The sequence below is a fragment of the Streptomyces sp. NPDC047028 genome, from assembly GCF_040644095.1.
GTDB lineage: Bacteria > Actinomycetota > Actinomycetes > Streptomycetales > Streptomycetaceae > Streptomyces.
In genome coordinates this window covers 14,498-31,490 of the sequence record NZ_JBEYVS010000051.1, presented here as the reverse complement: position 1 = coordinate 31,490, position 16,993 = coordinate 14,498, and the positions used below count along the sequence as shown (strand labels likewise).

The window sequence follows — 16,993 nt, the reverse complement described above, 5'->3', positions numbered from 1 at the left end:
GCGCCGGTTCGGGCCCCGGCCCGCCCGGGCCGACCACGCGCCGGCCGCCCTCACCGCCCGCGCGTCAGCGCAGCGTCTCCGCCCAGTTCGCCGGCACCCGGCCCGCCGGTCCCGGGGCCGGCTGGTCGGCGGGGCGGCTCGCCGGGGGAGCGAGGTCCGGTCCGGCGCCGTACAGCTCCTCCGTGGCGAAGTTCCAGAACCAGTGCTCGCCCGGTTCGAAGCTGCGGATCACCGGGTGGCCGGTCTCCCGGTAGTGCGCGGTGGCGTGCTTGGCGGGGGAGTCGTCGCAGCAGCCGATGTGCCCGCACGTCGCGCACCGGCGCAGGTGGAACCACCAGCCGCCGGCGGCCTCGCACTCCACGCACCCGGTGCCGCTCGGCGGAACGCCGGGGTCGATCCCGCTCACCTCGTTCATACGGCCTCCTCAGCCGGTGAATCCGCGGCCGGGTCGTCGGCCGTCCCGGCGGTCAGCGGCAGCAGCACCTGGAAGCGGGTGTCGCCCGGCACCGACTCGACCCGCAGGCTGCCGTGGTGCTTGTCGACGACGATCCGCCAGGAGATGTCCAGGCCGAGCCCCGTGCCCTCGCCGACCGGCTTGGTCGTGAAGAACGGGTCGAAGATCCGGCCCTTGATCTCCGGCGGGACGCCGGGTCCGGTGTCCCGGAACTCCACCAGCAGCCGCTCGTGGTCCCGCGCGGTCCGCACGGTCAGGGTGCCGTCCCCGCCCGCGCCGGCGATCGCGGAGACCGCGTTGTCGATCAGGTTCGTCCACACCTGGTTCAGCTCCGCCGGGTAGGCGGGTACCGGCGGGAGCGTGCGGTCGTACTCCTTGACGACCTCGACGCGCGAGCCGATCTTGCCCGACAGCATCAGCAGGGTGCTGTCGAGGAGTTCGTGCACGTCGACCACCCGGAAGGGGGCCCGGTCCAGCTGCGCGTACTGCTTGGCGGCGTCCACGAGGTGCGAGATCCGGGTGGTGGAGTCCTCGATCTCGTTCATCAACAGCTCGGTCTCGATGGTGTAGTTGAGCCAGGCGACCGCCCCGGCCAGCACCTCCTCGTCGACCGCGGCCGCGACCTGCTCCAGCCAGTCGGTGTCCAGACCGGCCTGCACGAACGTCGGCGCCACTTGCCAGCCGAAGTCGATGCCGCGGTCCTCCAGCCACTCGGTCAGCGCGTCCTCCCGGTCGGACGCCTCCAGCGGGCTGAGCGCCGGGGCCTTGGCGACCCGCTCGGCGGTGCGCTCCTGGATCTCGATCAGATCCGCCAGCGCGTCCCGGGAGAACGGGCCCTCGGCGATCACATGGAGCTTGTGCCGCATCTTCGCGACCCGCTCCCGCAGGGTCGAGGTGGCCCGGACGGCCGCCGCCGCGGGGTTGTTCAGCTCGTGCGTGAGCCCGGCCGACAACGAGCCGAGCGCAAGCAGCCGTTCGCGCTGCCCGATCGCGGCCTGGGTGTTCTTCGACCCGAAGAACAGGCCCTCCAGCAGGTGGACCGCCATGGGGAACCACTCGGCCATGATCTGCGCGAAGGTGTCCGCCGGCAGCACGAAGAACCGCGTCGGCTCCGTCACCCGCATCGAGTTCCGGTAGACCTGCCCCGCCGCGTCCCCGAGATACGCCTGCGTGGCGCCCGCGTACACCCCGCGCTGCGCGGTCCGCGAGACCTCCACGTCGTCCTGGCCGACGCGCCGCGAGAGTACGACGGTGCCCTCGATCATCACGAAGAAACAGGTGGCCGGGTCACCCTCGGCGTAGACCGGGCCGGGCTGGAACAGCTCCACCCGGCCCTCGCCGCACAGCCGCCCCAACTGCTCGGGGGCCAGCTTCTCGAACAGGAACAGGGAGCCGATCTCCTTGGGGCTGCACGGCATCACCTGCCCGCTCATGACTGCTCCAGATACCGGTGGACGAGCATCACGGCCATGGCTCCCTCTCCGACGGCGGACGCGACCCGCTTGGCGGACTCGGCGCGCGCGTCACCCGCCACGAACACCCCGGGCACGCTGGTCTCCAGGTGGTACGGCGCCCGGTCCAGCTCCCAGCCCGCCGGCGGCCGCCCCTCGACGGCCAGGTCCGGGCCGGCCAGGATGAACCCGCGCTCGTCCCGCAGCACCGTCTCGCCCAGCCAGTCGGTCAGCGGCGCGGCACCGATGAACACGAACATCCACTGCGCGTCGACCCGTTCGCTCTCCCCGGTGCGCGTGTGGCGCAGCGTCAGCTGTTCCAGGTGGTCCGTGCCGTGGGCGGCGTCCACCGCCGTGTGGCAGCGCACCGAGATGTTCGGCGCCTCGTCGAGCTGCTGGATCAGGTAGTGCGACATCGACGCCGACAGGTCCGGTCCGCGCACCAGCAGCGTCACCGACTTGGCGAACCGCGACAGGTACATCGCCGCCTGGCCCGCCGAGTTGGCGCCGCCGACGATGTACACGTCGTGCCCCTGGCAGGCGGCCGCCTCCGTGAGCGCGGAGCCGTAGAACACCCCGCACCCGGTCAGGTCGGTGCAGCCGGCCGCGTCCAGCTGCCGGTACTGCACGCCGGTCGCGAGGATCACGCTGTGCGCGGCGACCGCCGAGCCGTCCGAGAACCGTACGACCCGTGCCGCCCCGCACGCCTCGAGACCGGTCACCTCGCGCGCGGTGAGGATCTCGGCGCCGAACCGGGCCGCCTGCCGCCGCGCCCGCTCGGTGAGCTGCGCGCCGGAGACGCCGTCGGGGAAGCCCAGGTAGTTCTCGATGCGGGAGCTCTGTCCGGCCTGCCCGCCCGTCGCCGAGCGTTCCACCAGCACGGTCCTCAGGCCCTCGGAGGCGCCGTAGACGGCCGCGCCGAGTCCGGCCGGGCCGCCGCCGATGACCACGAGGTCGTAGAAGTCGGAGGTGGGCGTTGTCGCCAGGCCGACCCGCGCGGCCAGTTCGGGTGCCTCGGGCTCCACCAGCGCGGTGCCGTCCGGGGTGATCACCACCGGCAGCCGTTCACCGTCCTGCCCGGCCGCCGTCAGCAGCCGCCGCCCCTCCGGCTCCTGCACCGAGTACCAGCGGTACGGCACCTGGTTGCGGGCCAGGAACTCGCGGACGTCGGAGGAGCGCGCCGACCAGCGGTGCCCGACGACCTTGGTGCTCGGCACCGGCCGGTGGTCGCCGGCCCGCCACGCCTGGAGCAGGTCGTCCAGCACCGGGTAGAGCTTCTCCTCCGGCGGGTCCCAGGGCTTGAGCAGATAGTGGTCCAGGTCGACGACGTTGATCGCGTCGATCGCCGCGTTCGTGTCCGCGTACGCGGTCAGCAGCACCCGGCGCGCGCCCGGGTACACGTCCAGGGCCTGCTCCAGGAACTCGATGCCGTTCATCTGCGGCATGCGGTAGTCGGCGAGGATCACGGCCACCAGGTCGCCGCGCAGCTTCAGCTCGCGCAGCGCGTCCAGCGCCGACTCGCCGGACTCCGCGCGCACGATCCGGTACGACTCGCCGTAGCGCCGCCGCAGGTCACGGGCGACGGCGCGGGAGACCCCCGGATCGTCGTCCACGGTCAGAATGACGGTCCGCGCTGTCTCGGCGGCCTGTGCCATGCGTCTCCCACCCCGAGTGGTCGGTTCCCGCCCATCGTATGTTCGATCGCCCCGGCGCGCTCCGGTATTCCGCCGCCCCCACGGGGCATGGGTGAAGACTGATCACCCGTCCCCGGACAACGAGGAGGCCATGGAATGACACGCCCGGTCACGGCAGGGGTGGACGGTACGGAGGAGAGCCTCGCCGCGCTCCGGTGGGCGGGCCGGGAGGCCGTACGCCGGGGACTGCCGCTGCGGGTGGTGCACGCCTGGCGGTACACGGCGGACCTGGCGGTCGCGGACCGCGACACCCAGCACGGCTGGGCGGCCGAGGGCACGGCCGAGGCCGTCCGCGCCGTCGCGGAGCGGCACCCCGGGCTGGAGGTGAGCGTCGACGTGGTCGAGGGCCGGGCCGCCACGGCGCTGGCGGAGGCGTCGGCCGGGGCCGAGCTGCTGGTTCTCGGCTCGCGCGGGCACGGCACGGTCGTCGGGTTCCTGCTCGGCTCGGTCGGACAGCAGGTCGTCGCGGAAGCCACCCGGCCGATGGTGCTGGTGCGGGCCGGCGACGACGCGGCGGCGGAGGCCGCGGGCCGGGACGTCGTGGTGGGCCAGCACGGCACCCCCGAGGACAGCGCGGCCGCGCTGCGGTTCGCGTTCGAGACGGCGGTGGCCCGCGGTGCCACCGTGCACGCGGTCCGCGCCTGGACCCTGCCGCCCGTCTTCGCCTACAGCCCGGGCTCGATGAAGCTCCTGGACGACGCCGGGGGCCTCGAACCGCACGAGAAACAGGCCCTCGCGGAGGCCCTGGGGCCGTGGCGGGAGAGGTTCCCGGAGGTGCCCGTGGCCGAGCACGTGGAGATGGGCAGCGCCGGCCAGGTGCTGCTGTCGATGGCCGAGGGCGCCCAGCTGGTGGTCGTCGGGCGCCGGGAACGCCGTACGGCGGTCGGCGCCCGCATCGGCTCGGTGGCGCACGGGGTGCTGCACCACGCGCGGTGCCCGGTGGCGGTCGTCCCGCACGAGTGACGCGGGCCGGGGGTGGGCTATGCGGGGGTCGTGGGCTCCAGGGTCGCGCGGGCCTTCGGCAGGACGTGGTCGACGTAGTCGCGTACGGCCGCGTCCAGGCCGACGTCGCCCTCCGCCTGCTCGGACAGGAACCAGCGGTGTTCCAGCAGTTCGTGGTAGATCTCGGCCGGATCCATGGAGCCGCGCGCCGGCGCCGGCACGGCGCGCACGGTCGGCCGGAACACGTCCCGCACCCAGCGGTGGGCCAGCACCTCGGGCCGGGCGGCGAGGGGGTCGCCCGGGGCGTAGTCGTCCTGGGTGGCCATCCAGCTCTCCAGGTCGTTCAGCAGCCGCCGCGCCTGGTTCTCCTCGGTGTCCAGCCCGGTCAGCCGCAGCAACTGCCGCTGGTGGTGGCCGGCGTCCACTACCTTGGGCACGAAGGTGACGGTGTCGCCGCCGGAGGAGTGCTCGATCTGCATCTCGGCGACGTCGAAGCCGAGGTCGTTCAGCCGCCGTATCCGGCGTTCGATGTAGTGGTACTTGCCCGCCGGGTACACCGAGGTGCGGGTCAGCTCCTGCCAGAGCCCGCCGTAGCGCGTGCAGATCTCGTGACCGAACTCGACCGGGTCCACGGAGGGGTGCAGCGCGCCCGACGCCTCCAGGTCCAGCAGCTCGCCGCTGATGTTCACACGGGCCAGATCGAGGTCGTACTCCCGCTGCCCGGGACTGAGCCGGGGGTGGAGGTCGCCGGTCTCGGCATCCACCAGGTACGCGGCGTAGGCGCCCGCGTCGCGCCGGAACAGGGTGTTGGACAGCGAGCAGTCGCCCCAGGCGAACCCGGCCAGGTGCAGCCGCACCAGCAGCACCGCGAGCGCGTCCATCAGGCGGTGCATGGTCGCCGGGCGCATCGTCGTCTCGAACATCGAGCGGTACGGCAGCGACCCGCGCAGATGGCGGGTGATCAGCACCGGCTCCAGCGGGGCACCCGTGCGGTCGGTGCGGCCGGTCACGACCGCCAGGGGGTCCACGGCCGGGATGCCCAACCGGTCCAGGTCGCGCAGCAGTTCGTACTCGCGCCGTGCGGGCCGCTCGGCCAGCTCCTTGACGGCGATCACCTCGTCGCCGGCGTGCGCGTACCGCACGACGTGCCGGGAGATGCCGCGGGGGAGTGGCACGAGGTACTCCTCGGGCCACTCCGCCAGGGGCACGTCCCAGGGCAGCGCGAGCAGAAGCGCGGGGTGCTCCGGGTTGGTGGCGTTGATCTGCAGGGCCATGGGACGAACCCTAAGGCCACGCGCGTCCCCCTATGCCGCCCGCTCCCGGGCCAGTTCGGCGGCCGCGCCGACGGCGCCCCGGTGGACCGGGCCGTGACCGGGCAGCAGGGTGTCGCCGTCCAGGGCGGCGATCAGGTCCAGGGAGCCGATCACGCGGGCCCGGTCGTGGTGGAAGAAGTCGTGCAGGAGCTGCGGACCCTTGACCCGGGAGGTGGCGTGGCCGCTGATCAGGGCGTCACCGGAGATCACGATCCCGGAGTCGGGCAGGTGGTAGACGCAGTGGCCGTCCGTGTGGCCGGGGGTGTGCACCGGTACCGGCCGGCCGGGCAGGTCGAGCGGGCCCTCGGCAGGGAACGGCTCGGGCGCGGTGACCGGGTTGTGCTCGGTGCCGCCCACGCGGATCACGTGCACCGCCCACGGCACCACACCGGGCCGCCAGGCGTTGCGCACCACGTCGCCGATGGTGGCCTGCTGAAGGAACTCCCGCCGCGCGTGCGGGACTTCGAACGGATGCAGATACACCGGCGTGCCGTACGTGGCGCGCAGGTGCTCGGCCGAGCCCACGTGGTCGTTGTGCGCGTGGGTGATCAGCACGGCGGCCACCGCCTCCGGTGAACTGCCCACCTGGGCGAGGGAGTCCAGCACGCCCTGCCGGTCCCCGGGATAGCCGGTGTCCACCAGGGTGACGGCGTCCCCGTCCTTGAGGATCACCCAGTTGGTGTCGTGCCCGTGCACCAGGTAGGTGGTGTCGGTGACTTGCTGTACGTCCGGCCGCATGATCTCCCCGAGCCCCTGAGTGTCGATCGTCGTCGCACAGCCAACCAGAGTCCGCGCGGGAACGCGCCGGGAGGGTGGCAGGACGGTCAGCGCACCCCGTGCGGCCGGAACTGCACGCTGACACGCGGTCCGGCCGGGCGGGCCGTCTTGGGCACGCAATGCTCCCAGGTGCGCTGGCAGGAGCCGCCCATCACGATGAGGTCGCCGTGCCCGAGCGGGCGGCGCACCGTGGCCGCGCCGCCGCCGGCGGGGCGCAGCAGCAGGTCGCGGGGCTCGCCCACGGAGAGGATCGCGACCATCGTGTCCTGGCGGGAGCCGCGCCCGGTCCGGTCGCCGTGCCAGGCCACGCTGTCCCGGCCGTCGCGGTAGAAGCACAGCCCGGCCGTGGTGAACGGCTCGCCCAGTTCCCCGGCGTAGTGCGCGGACAGGGCGGTGCGGGCCTCGTCCAGCACCGGATGGGGGAGTGCGTCGTGCTCGCCGTAGAAGGCGAGCAGCCGGGGTACGGCCACCACGTTGTCGTACATCTTCCGGTGCTCCGCCCGCCAGGACACCTCGGCGGCCAGTCGTTCGAACAGGGCGTCGGCGCCGCTGAGCCAGCCGGGCAGGACGTCGATCCAGGCGCCGGAGCCCAGTTCGGTCCGGGCGAGCCCGTCGAGGGGGCCGAGCCGCAGCTCGTCGGTCTGGTCGAACAGGGAGCCCTGGAGGTGCGTGGACATGGGATCAATGTACTCCTTAATCGAAAATGTGTTCCAACTGATCAGGGGGGAGTCGCGGACTGGAGGCGGGGCCGGCGTCGCGAGCCCTATCGATACAGCGATGTATCCGATACATTCGTGTATCGAACGAGGGAGAGTCATGGAACAGACGGCCGGGCGCGTCACCCGGCGCCGGGTCCGTACCCGCGCCAACCTGCTCGACGCGGCCTTCGCGGTCTTCGCCGCCAAGGGGTTCGGCCGCGTCTCCATCGAGGAGGTCTGCGAGGCCGCCGGCTACAGCCGGGGCGCCTTCTACTCCAACTTCGCCACCCTGGACGAACTGTTCTTCGCGCTCTACCAGCAGCGCGCCGACCTCATCGCCGCCCAGGTCGCCGACGCCCTGGCCCAGGACGGCCCCGGCCTCGACGTGCCCGCCTCCGTGGACCGGGTCACGGAGGTGCTGCTCCTCGACGTGGACTGGCTGCTGGTGAAGACCGACTTCCTGGTCCACGCCGCCCGCGACCCCGCCGTCGCCGAGACCCTCCTCGACCACCGCGCCCGGCTCCGGCAGGCCGTCGCCGACCGGCTCTCCCGGAGCCGGGTCCCCACCGAACTGCCCGCCGTGCTCGGCGGCGCCGACGGCGCCGCGCACGCCGTGGTCGCCGCGTACGACGGCGTCACCACCCGGCTGCTGCTGGACAAGGACGTCGACGGCGCCCGCGCCTGGCTGAAGCAGCTGCTCACCGCCCTGCTGACCGACGGCAGCGGCACCCCGGACGAGTCGTAGAGGGAAGGGAACGAAACGCCATGGACGCGGACGTCATCGTCGTCGGAGCGGGCCTCGCCGGCCTGGTCGCGGCGCACGAACTCACCAGCAGGGGCCGGCGGGTCGCCCTGGTCGACCAGGAGAACGCCGCCAACCTCGGCGGTCAGGCGTTCTGGTCCTTCGGCGGGCTGTTCCTCGTCGACTCGCCCGAACAGCGCCGCCTCGGCATCAAGGACTCCTTCGACCTCGCCTGGAGCGACTGGCAGGGCAGCGCGCAGTTCGACCGGCCCGCCGACGAGGACTCCTGGGCGGTGCGCTGGGCCCGCGCCTACGTCGAGTTCGCGGCCGGCGAGAAGCGGTCCTGGCTGCAGGGGCACGGCATCAGCCTGCTGCCCACCGTCGGCTGGGCCGAGCGCGGCGACCTGAGGGCCGACGGGCACGGCAACTCCGTCCCGCGCTTCCACATCGCCTGGGGGACCGGCACCGGCGTCGTCGAACCCTTCGTCCGGTACGCCCGGCAGGCCGCCCGGGACGGTCTGCTCACCTTCCACCACCGCCACCGGGTCGACGAACTGGTCGTCGAGGACGGCACCGCGCGCGGGGTGCGCGGCACGGTGCTCGCCGCCGACGACTCACCGCGCGGCGTGGCCTCCAACCGGGACCGGACCGGCGACTTCGAACTCACCGCCCAGGCCGTCGTCGTCACCTCCGGCGGTATCGGCGCCGACCACGACGTCGTCCGCCGCTACTGGCCCGAACGCCTCGGCACCCCACCCGCGCACATGGTCACCGGTGTGCCCGCGTACGTCGACGGCCGGATGCTCGACATCAGCGCCGAGGCCGGCGTGCGACTGGTCAACCGCGACCGGATGTGGCACTACACCGAGGGCATCCAGAACTGGGACCCGGTCTGGCCCGGCCACGGCATCCGCATCCTGCCCGGCCCGTCCTCCGTCTGGCTCGACGCCCTCGGCCGCCGCCTGCCCGACCCCTGCCTGCCCGGCTACGACACCCTCAGCACGCTCCGGCACCTGCGCACCACCGAGGACATCGCCGGCTACGACCACTCCTGGTTCGTCCTCACCCGGAAGATCATCGAGAAGGAGTTCGCGCTCTCCGGCTCCGAGCAGAACCCCGACATCACCGCCAAGGACCGCAAGGCCGTGCTCCGCGACCGCCTCCTCGGCAAGGGCGCCCCGGCTCCGGTGCAGGCGTTCCTGGACAAGGGCGCCGACTTCGTCACCGCAGGCAGTCTGGAGCACCTGGTCGAGAAGATGAACGGCCTCACCGACAAGCCCCTGCTGGACGCGGCCGAGGTCCGCCGTCAGATCGAGGCCCGCGACCTGCAACTGGCCAACCCCTACAGCAAGGACTCGCAGATCCAGGGCATCCGCAACGCCCGCCGCTACATCGGCGACCGCCTCGGCCGCGTCGCCACACCGCACCGCCTCCTGGATCCGGCCGCCGGCCCGCTGATCGGCGTCCGTATGCACGTGCTGACCCGCAAGACCCTCGGCGGCATCCAGACCGACCTCGACTCCCGTGCGCTGGGCGCCGACGGCACGCCCGTCGAGGGCCTGTACGCGGCGGGCGAGGTGGCCGGCTTCGGCGGCGGCGGCGTCCACGGCTACAACGCCCTGGAGGGCACCTTCCTCGGCGGCTGCCTGTTCTCGGGCCGCGCGGCCGGCCGGGCGGCGGCACGGCAGACGGCCTGACCGCGGCTCAGCCCGCGGCGGTGCCGCCCGGGCTCAGCCCGTGCGCTTCAGCAGGTCCGCCAGCACCGAGGCCTGGCTCTCCTCCGGCGTCCTGGACGCCGTGAGGAGGGTCACCGGGCCCTCGCGGACCGACGTCCGCAGCCCGTCGAGGAGTCCAGCGGCCTCGGGGGCCTTCAGCTCCTCCTCGTACCGGCGGCGGAACTCCTCGTAGGAGCCCCCGCCGCCGTGGTACCACTTGCGCAGCTCCGTCGACGGGGTGAGCCCTTTCGGCCACTCGTCGACGTGGGCCTCCTCCTTGGACACCCCGCGCGGCCACAGCCGGTCCACCAGGACCCGCAGGCCGTCGTCGGGGTCGGGCGATCCGTAGATCCGGCGCACGCGCACGCTCACGGTGAAGTACCTCCCGGGTCACGGACGGTACTCCGAGCCTACTGCCGCCCCCCGCGGCCGGACGGACGGCGACGCGACATGACCGGAATCAGGGGCGGTCGGAGCCCTCGGCGCAGTTACTCTGTGGGCCGGCCGACCCCGAGGAGTGCACGTGACGCCACCTGGCAGGCAGCCCGTGAGACGCCGTACCGCCGCCCTGCGCCGCCGGGCGGTCCTCGCCACCGTCCCGCTCACCGTCGCCGCGCTGCTCGGTGCCGCCGGGCCCACAGCGGCCGGCCCCACCGAGGCCGGAGCCGCCGGGCCGGGCACGATCGGCGCCGCCGGCGCGGGCGACCCCTACTTCCCGCTCAGCGGCAACGGCGGCTACCACGTCCGCCACTACGGCCTGGCGCTCCGCTACGACACCGCCACCCGCCGGCTCGACGGCACGGCCGTCCTCACCGCCCGCGCCACCCAGCGGCTCAGCCGTTTCGACCTGGACCTCACGGGCCTGCACGTCACCCGCGTCGCCGTCGGCCACGACACCGCCCGCTTCCGGCGCGACGGGCAGGAACTCGTCGTCACCCCGGCCCGTACCCTGCGCCGGGGCCAGGAGTTCCAGGTCACCGTCGCCTACCACGGCACCCCCGGACCGGTCAGCGACCCGGACGGCTCCGCCGACGGCTGGATCCCCACCGACGACGGGGCGTTCGTCGCGGGCGAGCCCCAGGGCGCCATGACCTGGTTCCCGGCGAACAGCCACCCCAGCGACAAGTCGTCGTACGACATCACGATCACCGTCCCCCAGGGACGGACCGCCGTCTCCAACGGCACCCTGGTGGGGCAGCGCACCGTGCACGGCCGCACCACGTTCCACTGGCGCGAGACCCGGCCCATGGCCGCCTACCTGGCGACCGCCACCGTCGGGAAGTTCACGGTCCAGCGCTACACCACCCCCGACGGCATCCGGGTCTACAACGCGGTCGACCCCCGGGAGGCGGCCGCCGCCGCGCCCGTGCTGAAGAAGCTGCCGTCCGTACTGCGGTGGGAGAGCACGCTGTTCGGCCCCTACCCCTTCCGGTCCGCCGGGGCGATCGTCGACCACGCCCACGACGTCGGCTACGCCCTGGAGACCCAGACCCGGCCCCTCTACGACCGGGCACCCGACCTCGCCACCCTCGTCCACGAGAACGCCCACCAGTGGTTCGGCGACTCCGTCTCGCTGACCACCTGGAAGGACATCTGGCTCAACGAGGGCTTCGCGACCTACGCCGAATGGCTCTACAGCGAACAGCACGGCGGCGAGAGCGCCCAGCAGACGTTCGACGCCCTCTACGCCACCCCCGCCGGCGACGACCTGTGGGCCTACCCCGCCGGGAACCCCGGCAGCGGGGCGAACATCTTCGGCACCCCCGTGTACGCCCGCGGCGCCATGACCCTGCACGCCCTGCGGCGGGCCGTCGGCGACCGCACCTTCTTCCGGATCCTGCGCGCCTGGGCGGGCGAGCACCGGTACGGCCACGGAACGACGGCCGCCTTCGAGAGGCTCGCCGAGCGCGCCTCCGGCAAGGACCTGACCGGCCTGTTCCACACCTGGCTGGAGACCGCCGGCAAGCCCGGTCACGCCTGAACTCACAGCTTCCACACATCTGTCGGCCAGGCTCGACGCATGATCACGCGCAGAACCGTCGTCGCCCTCCTCGCCTCCCCGCCGCTGCTCACGGGCTGCGGCGCCGGAGCCGAGGCGACCGGGCGCCGCAGCGCCGCCGGCCCGGCACCGGAGACGACACGCACCGGCCCGGCGCCGGCGGGTACCCCCCTCACCCGCACCGCGGCGGAACCCGCGCGTCCCGGCATACCCGGGCTCGGCCCCAGGCGCAGCGCCGCGATACCGGACCACTGCCGGCAGGCGGTCGTCGTCACCGGGCGCGGTGAGGACTCCCCGGTCTCCACGGTCGTCCTGCACGAACGCACCGCCGCCGCCGGCTGGTGGCCCGGCCCCGCCTGGCCGGCCCACGACGCCCTGCGCGGCTGGAGCGCCCACCAGATGGCCGGGGACCTGCACAGCCCCGTCGGCGCCCAGCCGGTCGCCGTCATGGGGCACGCCGACTGGCTCGCCGGCTGAACGGCCTAGGATCCGAACTCGTGTGCGCACATGTACTGGTCGCCGAGGACGACGAGAAGCAGGCCGAACTGATCCGGCTGTCCCTGCTGGCCGAGGGACACACCGCCACCGTGGTCCACGACGGCGGGGCCGCGCTCGACGCGGCCCGCCGGCTCGGACCCGACCTCGTCGTGCTCGACCTGATGCTCCCGGTCGTCGACGGATTCGGCGTCTGCAGGGTGCTGCGCACCGGCGCCGACCCGGACATCCCCGTCGTGATGCTCACCGCCCGCGCCGAGGAGGACGACGTCCTGCTCGGCCTGGAACTGGGCGCCGACGACTACCTCACCAAGCCCTACAGCCCGCGCGAGCTGATGGCCCGCATCCGCACGGTGCTCAGGCGCAGCGGCCGGGGCGCCGGCCGCGACCACGACGTGGTCGTCCGGGCCGGGGGGATCGCCGTCGACCCCGTACGGCACGAGGTGCGCCGCGACGGCGTGCCGGTGGAGTGCACGCCGGCCGAGTTCCAGCTCCTGCTGACCATGACGGGTGAGCCGGAACGGGTGTTCACCCGGCGGCAGTTGCTGCAGTGCACGCGCGGAGTCGACCGGGCCTCCACCGAACGGGCCGTCGACGTGCACATCATGAACCTGCGCCGCAAGATCGAGGCCGACCCCCGCCGCCCGGCCCGCCTGCTCACCGTCTTCGGCGTCGGCTACAAGCTCAGCGGCGGCCGGACATGAAGCGACGGGTCCGGCGGCCATCCGTCGAGGACACCGGCCGGCGGCCGCTCGGGACGCGCCGCGTGCCCCTGCGCAAACGGCTCCTCGTCCGGCTGCTGTTCGTCTCCGCGCTCATCGCCGTCTGCTCGGTCGCGGCCACCGCCTGGCTCGCGGTGACGACCACCACCAGCGCGCTGAAGGAGGAACAGGGCCAGGACCTCGCCGCCGACAACCAGATCCTCGCCCGGCTCAGCGGCTACGCCGCCATGCACCCGGACTGGGCGGGCGTCCGCGACACCGTCCGGACCCTGGCCGCCGAGACCGGCCGGCGCATCGCCCTCACCACCGCCGACCGCACCCCGGTCGCCGACTCGGCGGCGCGCGGCACCCCGCTGCCGCCCCGGCCCGCCGCCTCCGTCGACCCGCTGCACACCGACACCTACACCGACTCCGGCGCGCAGCTCAGCGGCATCGACCCCCGCGTGGTCGGCCCGTACCGGATCACCGGCGCGGAACGCGCCAAGCTGGACGCCCTGGCCGGCCGGCTCAAGGCCTGCTACGAGGCGTTCGGTCTGCGGCCCACCGTGACCCGGATCCCCAGCGGCCGCCCCCTGGTCACCGGGCCCGGCCAGGGTGCCGACATCGCCGGCTACGTCGCGGAGAAGTGCGACGACGGGGCGCTCGACGTCCCCACTCCGACCGAGCGCAAGGCCCTCGACCGGCTCTCCGAACTCGCCCAGCCCTGCCTGCGGCGCCTCGGCCTCGGCGGACCGGCCTTCGTCACCCTCGACCCGACCGGCCGGGACCTCCTGGCCGGCGGCTACGTCGTCGCCAGGCAGAAGGCGAAGACGGGCGCCGACGACACCCGTGCCGCGCGCACCTGCGTCCTCGACGCCCGCCGCACCCAGCTGAGGCCCTACGTCGCCCCGTCGGCCCAGCTGTTCCTCGGCATCGGCGACCGCGACACCGTCCGGTTCGACATGTCCACGGCCAACAAGGCCAAGGTCGCGGGCGCGGCCGGACTGGTCCTGGCGGTCACCGTCGCGGTGGCCGCCGTCGTCGCCGTCCGGCTGGTGCGGCCGCTGCGCGCGCTCACCGCCGCGGCCCAGCAGCCGCCCGAGCTCCACGTCCGGGTGCCGGTGACCACGCGGGACGAGACGGGCATCCTCGCCGAGGCCTTCAACGACCTCACCGAGCGCCGCGAACGGCTGGAGGCCCAGCGCAAGGCGATGGTCAGCGACATCGCCCACGAACTGCGCAGCCCCCTCACCAACATCCGCGGCTGGCTGGAGGTCACCCGGGACGGCGTCGTCGACCCCGACCCGGCCCTGCTGGGCTCGCTGCACGACGAGGCGCTGGTCCTGCAGCGGATCATCGACGACCTGCAGGACATCGCTGCCGCCGACGCGGGCACCCTGCGCCTGCACCGCGAGCCGCTGCACGCCGCCGAGTTGCTGGACCAGGTCGCCGCCGCGCACCGGGTCGCCGCCGCGGGCGCCGGGGTCGTCCTCGGCACCGACGCCGACCCCGCAGCCTGGCTGGACGCCGACCCGGTGCGGATGCGGCAGGCGCTGGGCAACCTGGTCTCCAACGCGCTGCGGCACACCCCCGCCGGCGGCACCGTCACGCTTGCCGCCCACCGCGACGGCGACGACCTGCTGCTCACCGTCACCGACACCGGCACGGGCATCGCGGCCGAGGATCTTCCGCACGTCTTCGAGCGGTTCTGGCGTGCCGAGAAGTCCCGCAGCCGGCGCACCGGCGGCAGCGGCCTCGGCCTGGCGATCGTCCGCCACCTCGTCGCCGCCCACGGCGGTACGGCACGGGCGGCGAGCGAAACCGGGGAGGGAGCGGTCTTCACCCTCCGGCTGCCCGCCGCCGCACCGCCCGACCGGGAGGCGTGACGGCCTGCGGCCCGCGATCGGACGGAGTGGCGGCCCGCGGCCCGCGATCGGGTTCCCGGACACAACCGGGGGTACCGCGGAGGCCCGACGGAGCAGCCGAGGGAGGTGCGCCATGAGCGCACCGGACGACCTGCCGGACGTCCACGCTCGCCGAACTGGCCGCACCGGTCGAGCGGCACCGGGGCCTGTACGTGCGCTGGTCGAAGGGGCCCGGGCCCGACCTCGGCGAGAAGACCAGCACCGACGATCTCACCGGCGTCCCCCTGCCGGGGCTGTCCGCCAACCCGCTCGACGTCGAGGGGTGCTGGCGGGGCCGGTCCGTGAGCTGTGGGTGGCCCGCCGGCGGTACGACTACTCCCACCTGCCGCACGGCAAGGGCCCCGGCGTCCGCCCCTGGGCCCTGAGGGGCCGGGAGGCGGGCCGGGGCCCCTACAACGAGCCGCTCGTCGCCGATGCCGAGCCGATGTGCCGGCTCGCCGGCCCCGTGATCGACGAGGCCAGGGCGGAGGTCGAGCGCCAGGAACGGCGGTGGGGACACTGCGCCGCTCCGGCCGCTGACCCCCGGGCCCGGCCGCCCGGGTCAACCCGAGTCGCGCCGGGATCCCGCGCGGCGCCGCAGCCGGCGGCGCTCCGCCTCGGTGGTCCCGCCCCAGACGCCGATGCTCTGTCCGGTGTCCAGCGCCCAGTCCAGGCACTGTTCCCGCACGGGGCACCCCTCGCAGACCGCCTTGGCCTGCTGGACCTGCACCAGGGAGGGTCCGGTGGTACCGATGGGGAAGAACAGGTCGGGGTCCTCGTGACGGCACGCGGCATGGTCGCGCCAGTAATCCATCGAAGTCTCCTGGGATCGAAGTCGTCCGTGCCCTGCCGGATGTGTTCCGCTGGGTCGGGTGACCGGTCGCGGCGGTGTGAAACTGCTCAGACACACGCGGTCGACGGGTCGACGGGCCGGGGAACGGACGCGGGGGCGTGCGCGCGCCGCCGGCGGCGTCCGGGCCCGACCGGGCACCGGTGACGTCGAGTTCGAGGGCGAAGACGGCACCCCGTCGGCCGCGCCACCGCCCGACCACCGTACTCCGGGGGCGCCCCTCCGGCCCGGCGACTCCTGGCCTGACCGCCCGTCACCCCCCTGACCGTCGGTTCGGCGCGGTCTCCCAGCAGCGTCTCCTGCCCGTCAGTTCAGCAGGGCCTCCGCCGCGGTCAGCGACACCGCCTCCGCCAGGGCCGCCAGCGCGGGCGAATCCAGCTTCCACTGCTGCCAGTAGAGCGTGGCGTCCATCCACCGGTCCGGCGCGAGCCGTACGAGGCGGCCCTCGCGCAGCAGCGGGTCGGCCTGCGTCTGCGGCACCAGGCCCCAGCCGAGCCCGGCGGCGACCGCGGTGACGAACCCCTCCGAGGTGGGCACATAGTGCCGCAGGGCACCGGCGGACCCGCGGCCCAGCCGTCGTACGAAGCCGTCCTGGAAGTCGTCCTTGCGGTCGAAGACCACGACGGGGGCCTCGGACAGCGCCTCCGCCAGGGGCCGCCCGCTCACGTACCCTTCGGCGAACTCCGGTTCGGCCACCGGCAGATAGCGCATGCGCCCGAGCGGCCGCACGGAGCAGCCGGGCACCGCGTCGGGGGAGGAGGTGACGGCCGCCATCACCTGGCCCTCGCGCAGCAGCGCGGCCGTGTGCGCCTCGTCCTCGCGGTGCAGTTCGAAACAGAACCCCCGCACCCGGGTCAGGGCGCCGAGGAACCAGGTCGCCAGCGAGTCCGCGTTCACCGCGACCGACACCCGCGTCGGCTCCCCGGCGCCGCTCAGCCCCAGCTCGCCGCGCGCGTCCCGCTCCAGCCGGGCCAGCTGCCGCGCGAACCGGACCAGCACCGCGCCGGACTCCGTGGGCCGCACCGGCTTGGTGCGCTGGAGCAGCACCCGGCCGGTGCGCTGCTCCAGCGCCTTGACCCGCTGGCTGACCGCCGACGGCGTCACGTGCAGGGCCTCGGCCGCCGCGTCGAAGGTGCCCTCGTCCACCACGGCGAGCAGTGTGCGCACCTGGTCCACCGGAAGCTCGTCCATCACAATGGCTAAGACTAGCTAAAGGTACGTAAGAATCTTTAGCTGTACGCCAGGTGATCCCTCGCTT

16 protein-coding genes and 1 pseudogene are annotated in these 16,993 nt (G+C 73.9%); 8 read left to right on the top strand and 9 right to left on the bottom strand.

From position 1 onward, the window contains the following. Positions 1-64: 64 nt before the first annotated feature. Genes ABZ854_RS32060 through ABZ854_RS32050 form a run of 3 tightly spaced genes read right to left on the bottom strand, consistent with a single transcriptional unit; the run spans position 65 to position 3,560 of the window. Positions 65-415 (bottom strand): UBP-type zinc finger domain-containing protein, encoded by a 351-nt coding sequence (locus tag ABZ854_RS32060; RefSeq protein ID WP_361217979.1) that lies wholly within the window; start codon positions 413-415, stop codon positions 65-67. Continuing rightward, positions 412-1,887, bottom strand: a complete 1,476-nt coding sequence (locus tag ABZ854_RS32055) for an ATP-binding protein (RefSeq protein WP_361217976.1) — start codon at positions 1,885-1,887, stop codon at positions 412-414. Before ABZ854_RS32055 ends, ABZ854_RS32060 begins: the two co-directional genes overlap by 4 nt. Beyond that, positions 1,884-3,560, bottom strand: coding sequence for an FAD-dependent oxidoreductase (locus tag ABZ854_RS32050; RefSeq protein ID WP_361217973.1), 1,677 nt, complete (start codon positions 3,558-3,560; stop codon positions 1,884-1,886). The genes ABZ854_RS32055 and ABZ854_RS32050 overlap by 4 nt, the downstream gene beginning before the upstream one ends. Positions 3,561-3,695: 135 nt before the next feature. Here ABZ854_RS32050 and ABZ854_RS32045 point away from each other — a divergent pair, with 135 nt between their 5' ends. Further along, positions 3,696-4,562 carry a universal stress protein gene (locus tag ABZ854_RS32045; protein WP_361217970.1) on the top strand — a complete coding sequence of 289 codons (867 nt, stop codon included), beginning with the start codon at positions 3,696-3,698 and terminating at the stop codon, positions 4,560-4,562. Positions 4,563-4,579: 17 nt separating this feature from the next. Here ABZ854_RS32045 and ABZ854_RS32040 read toward each other — a convergent pair whose 3' ends face one another. From ABZ854_RS32040 to ABZ854_RS32030, 3 genes are all read right to left on the bottom strand, one after another. Then, positions 4,580-5,815, bottom strand: coding sequence for a DUF4032 domain-containing protein (locus ABZ854_RS32040; protein WP_361217967.1), 1,236 nt, complete (start codon positions 5,813-5,815; stop codon positions 4,580-4,582). A 30-nt stretch (positions 5,816-5,845) separates the two neighbouring features. Next, positions 5,846-6,592 (bottom strand): MBL fold metallo-hydrolase, encoded by a 747-nt coding sequence (locus ABZ854_RS32035; RefSeq protein WP_361217964.1) that lies wholly within the window; start codon positions 6,590-6,592, stop codon positions 5,846-5,848. Positions 6,593-6,678: 86 nt separating this feature from the next. After that, complete coding sequence (locus ABZ854_RS32030) at positions 6,679-7,308, bottom strand: alpha-ketoglutarate-dependent dioxygenase AlkB (protein WP_361217962.1); 630 nt, start codon at positions 7,306-7,308, stop codon at positions 6,679-6,681. A 139-nt stretch (positions 7,309-7,447) separates the two neighbouring features. On the opposite strand from ABZ854_RS32030, the gene ABZ854_RS32025 reads away from it, so the two are divergent. Together ABZ854_RS32025 and ABZ854_RS32020 are read left to right on the top strand one after the other, a co-directional pair. Beyond that, the gene (locus ABZ854_RS32025; RefSeq protein ID WP_361217960.1) at positions 7,448-8,074 is read left to right on the top strand and encodes a TetR/AcrR family transcriptional regulator; all 627 of its coding nucleotides are present in this window, start codon (positions 7,448-7,450) and stop codon (positions 8,072-8,074) included. A gap of 20 nt (positions 8,075-8,094) precedes the next feature. Continuing rightward, entirely contained in the window at positions 8,095-9,768 is a 1,674-nt protein-coding gene (locus ABZ854_RS32020) for an FAD-binding dehydrogenase (protein WP_361217958.1), read from the top strand. A 33-nt stretch (positions 9,769-9,801) separates the two neighbouring features. Here the strand turns inward: ABZ854_RS32020 and ABZ854_RS32015 are convergent, their stop codons facing one another. Then, positions 9,802-10,158 (bottom strand): DUF488 family protein, encoded by a 357-nt coding sequence (locus tag ABZ854_RS32015; RefSeq protein ID WP_361217956.1) that lies wholly within the window; start codon positions 10,156-10,158, stop codon positions 9,802-9,804. A 151-nt stretch (positions 10,159-10,309) separates the two neighbouring features. Between ABZ854_RS32015 and ABZ854_RS32010 the strand changes: the two genes are divergently transcribed. From ABZ854_RS32010 to ABZ854_RS31990, 5 genes and pseudogenes are all read left to right on the top strand, one after another. Further along, complete coding sequence (locus tag ABZ854_RS32010; protein ID WP_361217954.1) at positions 10,310-11,767, top strand: M1 family metallopeptidase; 1,458 nt, start codon at positions 10,310-10,312, stop codon at positions 11,765-11,767. 39 nt (positions 11,768-11,806) lie between these two features. Then, positions 11,807-12,262 (top strand): hypothetical protein, encoded by a 456-nt coding sequence (locus ABZ854_RS32005; RefSeq protein WP_361217951.1) that lies wholly within the window; start codon positions 11,807-11,809, stop codon positions 12,260-12,262. 20 nt (positions 12,263-12,282) lie between these two features. After that, positions 12,283-12,984, top strand: coding sequence for a response regulator transcription factor (locus tag ABZ854_RS32000; RefSeq protein ID WP_361217948.1), 702 nt, complete (start codon positions 12,283-12,285; stop codon positions 12,982-12,984). Continuing rightward, positions 12,981-14,867: a HAMP domain-containing sensor histidine kinase gene (locus tag ABZ854_RS31995; protein ID WP_361217945.1), complete on the top strand. Its 1,887-nt coding sequence runs from the start codon at positions 12,981-12,983 to the stop codon at positions 14,865-14,867. The genes ABZ854_RS32000 and ABZ854_RS31995 overlap by 4 nt, the downstream gene beginning before the upstream one ends. Before the next feature lie 112 nt (positions 14,868-14,979). Next, positions 14,980-15,425: pseudogene (locus tag ABZ854_RS31990) on the top strand (DUF6098 family protein). Between the two features lie 22 nt (positions 15,426-15,447). Here the strand turns inward: ABZ854_RS31990 and ABZ854_RS31985 are convergent. Next, on the bottom strand, positions 15,448-15,699 hold the full coding sequence (locus ABZ854_RS31985; protein ID WP_361217942.1) for a WhiB family transcriptional regulator: 252 nt from the start codon (positions 15,697-15,699) through the stop codon (positions 15,448-15,450). Positions 15,700-16,041: 342 nt separating this feature from the next. Beyond that, positions 16,042-16,929, bottom strand: a complete 888-nt coding sequence (locus ABZ854_RS31980) for a LysR family transcriptional regulator ArgP (protein ID WP_361217940.1) — start codon at positions 16,927-16,929, stop codon at positions 16,042-16,044. Between the last annotated feature and the right edge of the window lie 64 nt (positions 16,930-16,993).

Excerpts from the sequence above, each read along its gene's own strand:
- ABZ854_RS32025 (WP_361217960.1), top strand. The coding sequence starts at position 7,448 with ATGGAACAGACGGCCGGGCGCGTCACCCGGCGCCGGGTCCGTACCCGC.
- ABZ854_RS31995 (WP_361217945.1), top strand. The coding sequence starts at position 12,981 with ATGAAGCGACGGGTCCGGCGGCCATCCGTCGAGGACACCGGCCGGCGG.
- ABZ854_RS32035 (WP_361217964.1), bottom strand. The coding sequence starts at position 6,592 with ATGCGGCCGGACGTACAGCAAGTCACCGACACCACCTACCTGGTGCAC.
- ABZ854_RS31985 (WP_361217942.1), bottom strand. The coding sequence starts at position 15,699 with ATGGATTACTGGCGCGACCATGCCGCGTGCCGTCACGAGGACCCCGAC.
- ABZ854_RS32005 (WP_361217951.1), top strand. The coding sequence starts at position 11,807 with ATGATCACGCGCAGAACCGTCGTCGCCCTCCTCGCCTCCCCGCCGCTG.
- ABZ854_RS32045 (WP_361217970.1), top strand. The coding sequence starts at position 3,696 with ATGACACGCCCGGTCACGGCAGGGGTGGACGGTACGGAGGAGAGCCTC.
- ABZ854_RS32020 (WP_361217958.1), top strand. The coding sequence starts at position 8,095 with ATGGACGCGGACGTCATCGTCGTCGGAGCGGGCCTCGCCGGCCTGGTC.
- ABZ854_RS32040 (WP_361217967.1), bottom strand. The coding sequence starts at position 5,815 with ATGGCCCTGCAGATCAACGCCACCAACCCGGAGCACCCCGCGCTTCTG.
- ABZ854_RS32050 (WP_361217973.1), bottom strand. The coding sequence starts at position 3,560 with ATGGCACAGGCCGCCGAGACAGCGCGGACCGTCATTCTGACCGTGGAC.
- ABZ854_RS32055 (WP_361217976.1), bottom strand. The coding sequence starts at position 1,887 with ATGAGCGGGCAGGTGATGCCGTGCAGCCCCAAGGAGATCGGCTCCCTG.
- ABZ854_RS32030 (WP_361217962.1), bottom strand. The coding sequence starts at position 7,308 with ATGTCCACGCACCTCCAGGGCTCCCTGTTCGACCAGACCGACGAGCTG.
- ABZ854_RS32060 (WP_361217979.1), bottom strand. The coding sequence starts at position 415 with ATGAACGAGGTGAGCGGGATCGACCCCGGCGTTCCGCCGAGCGGCACC.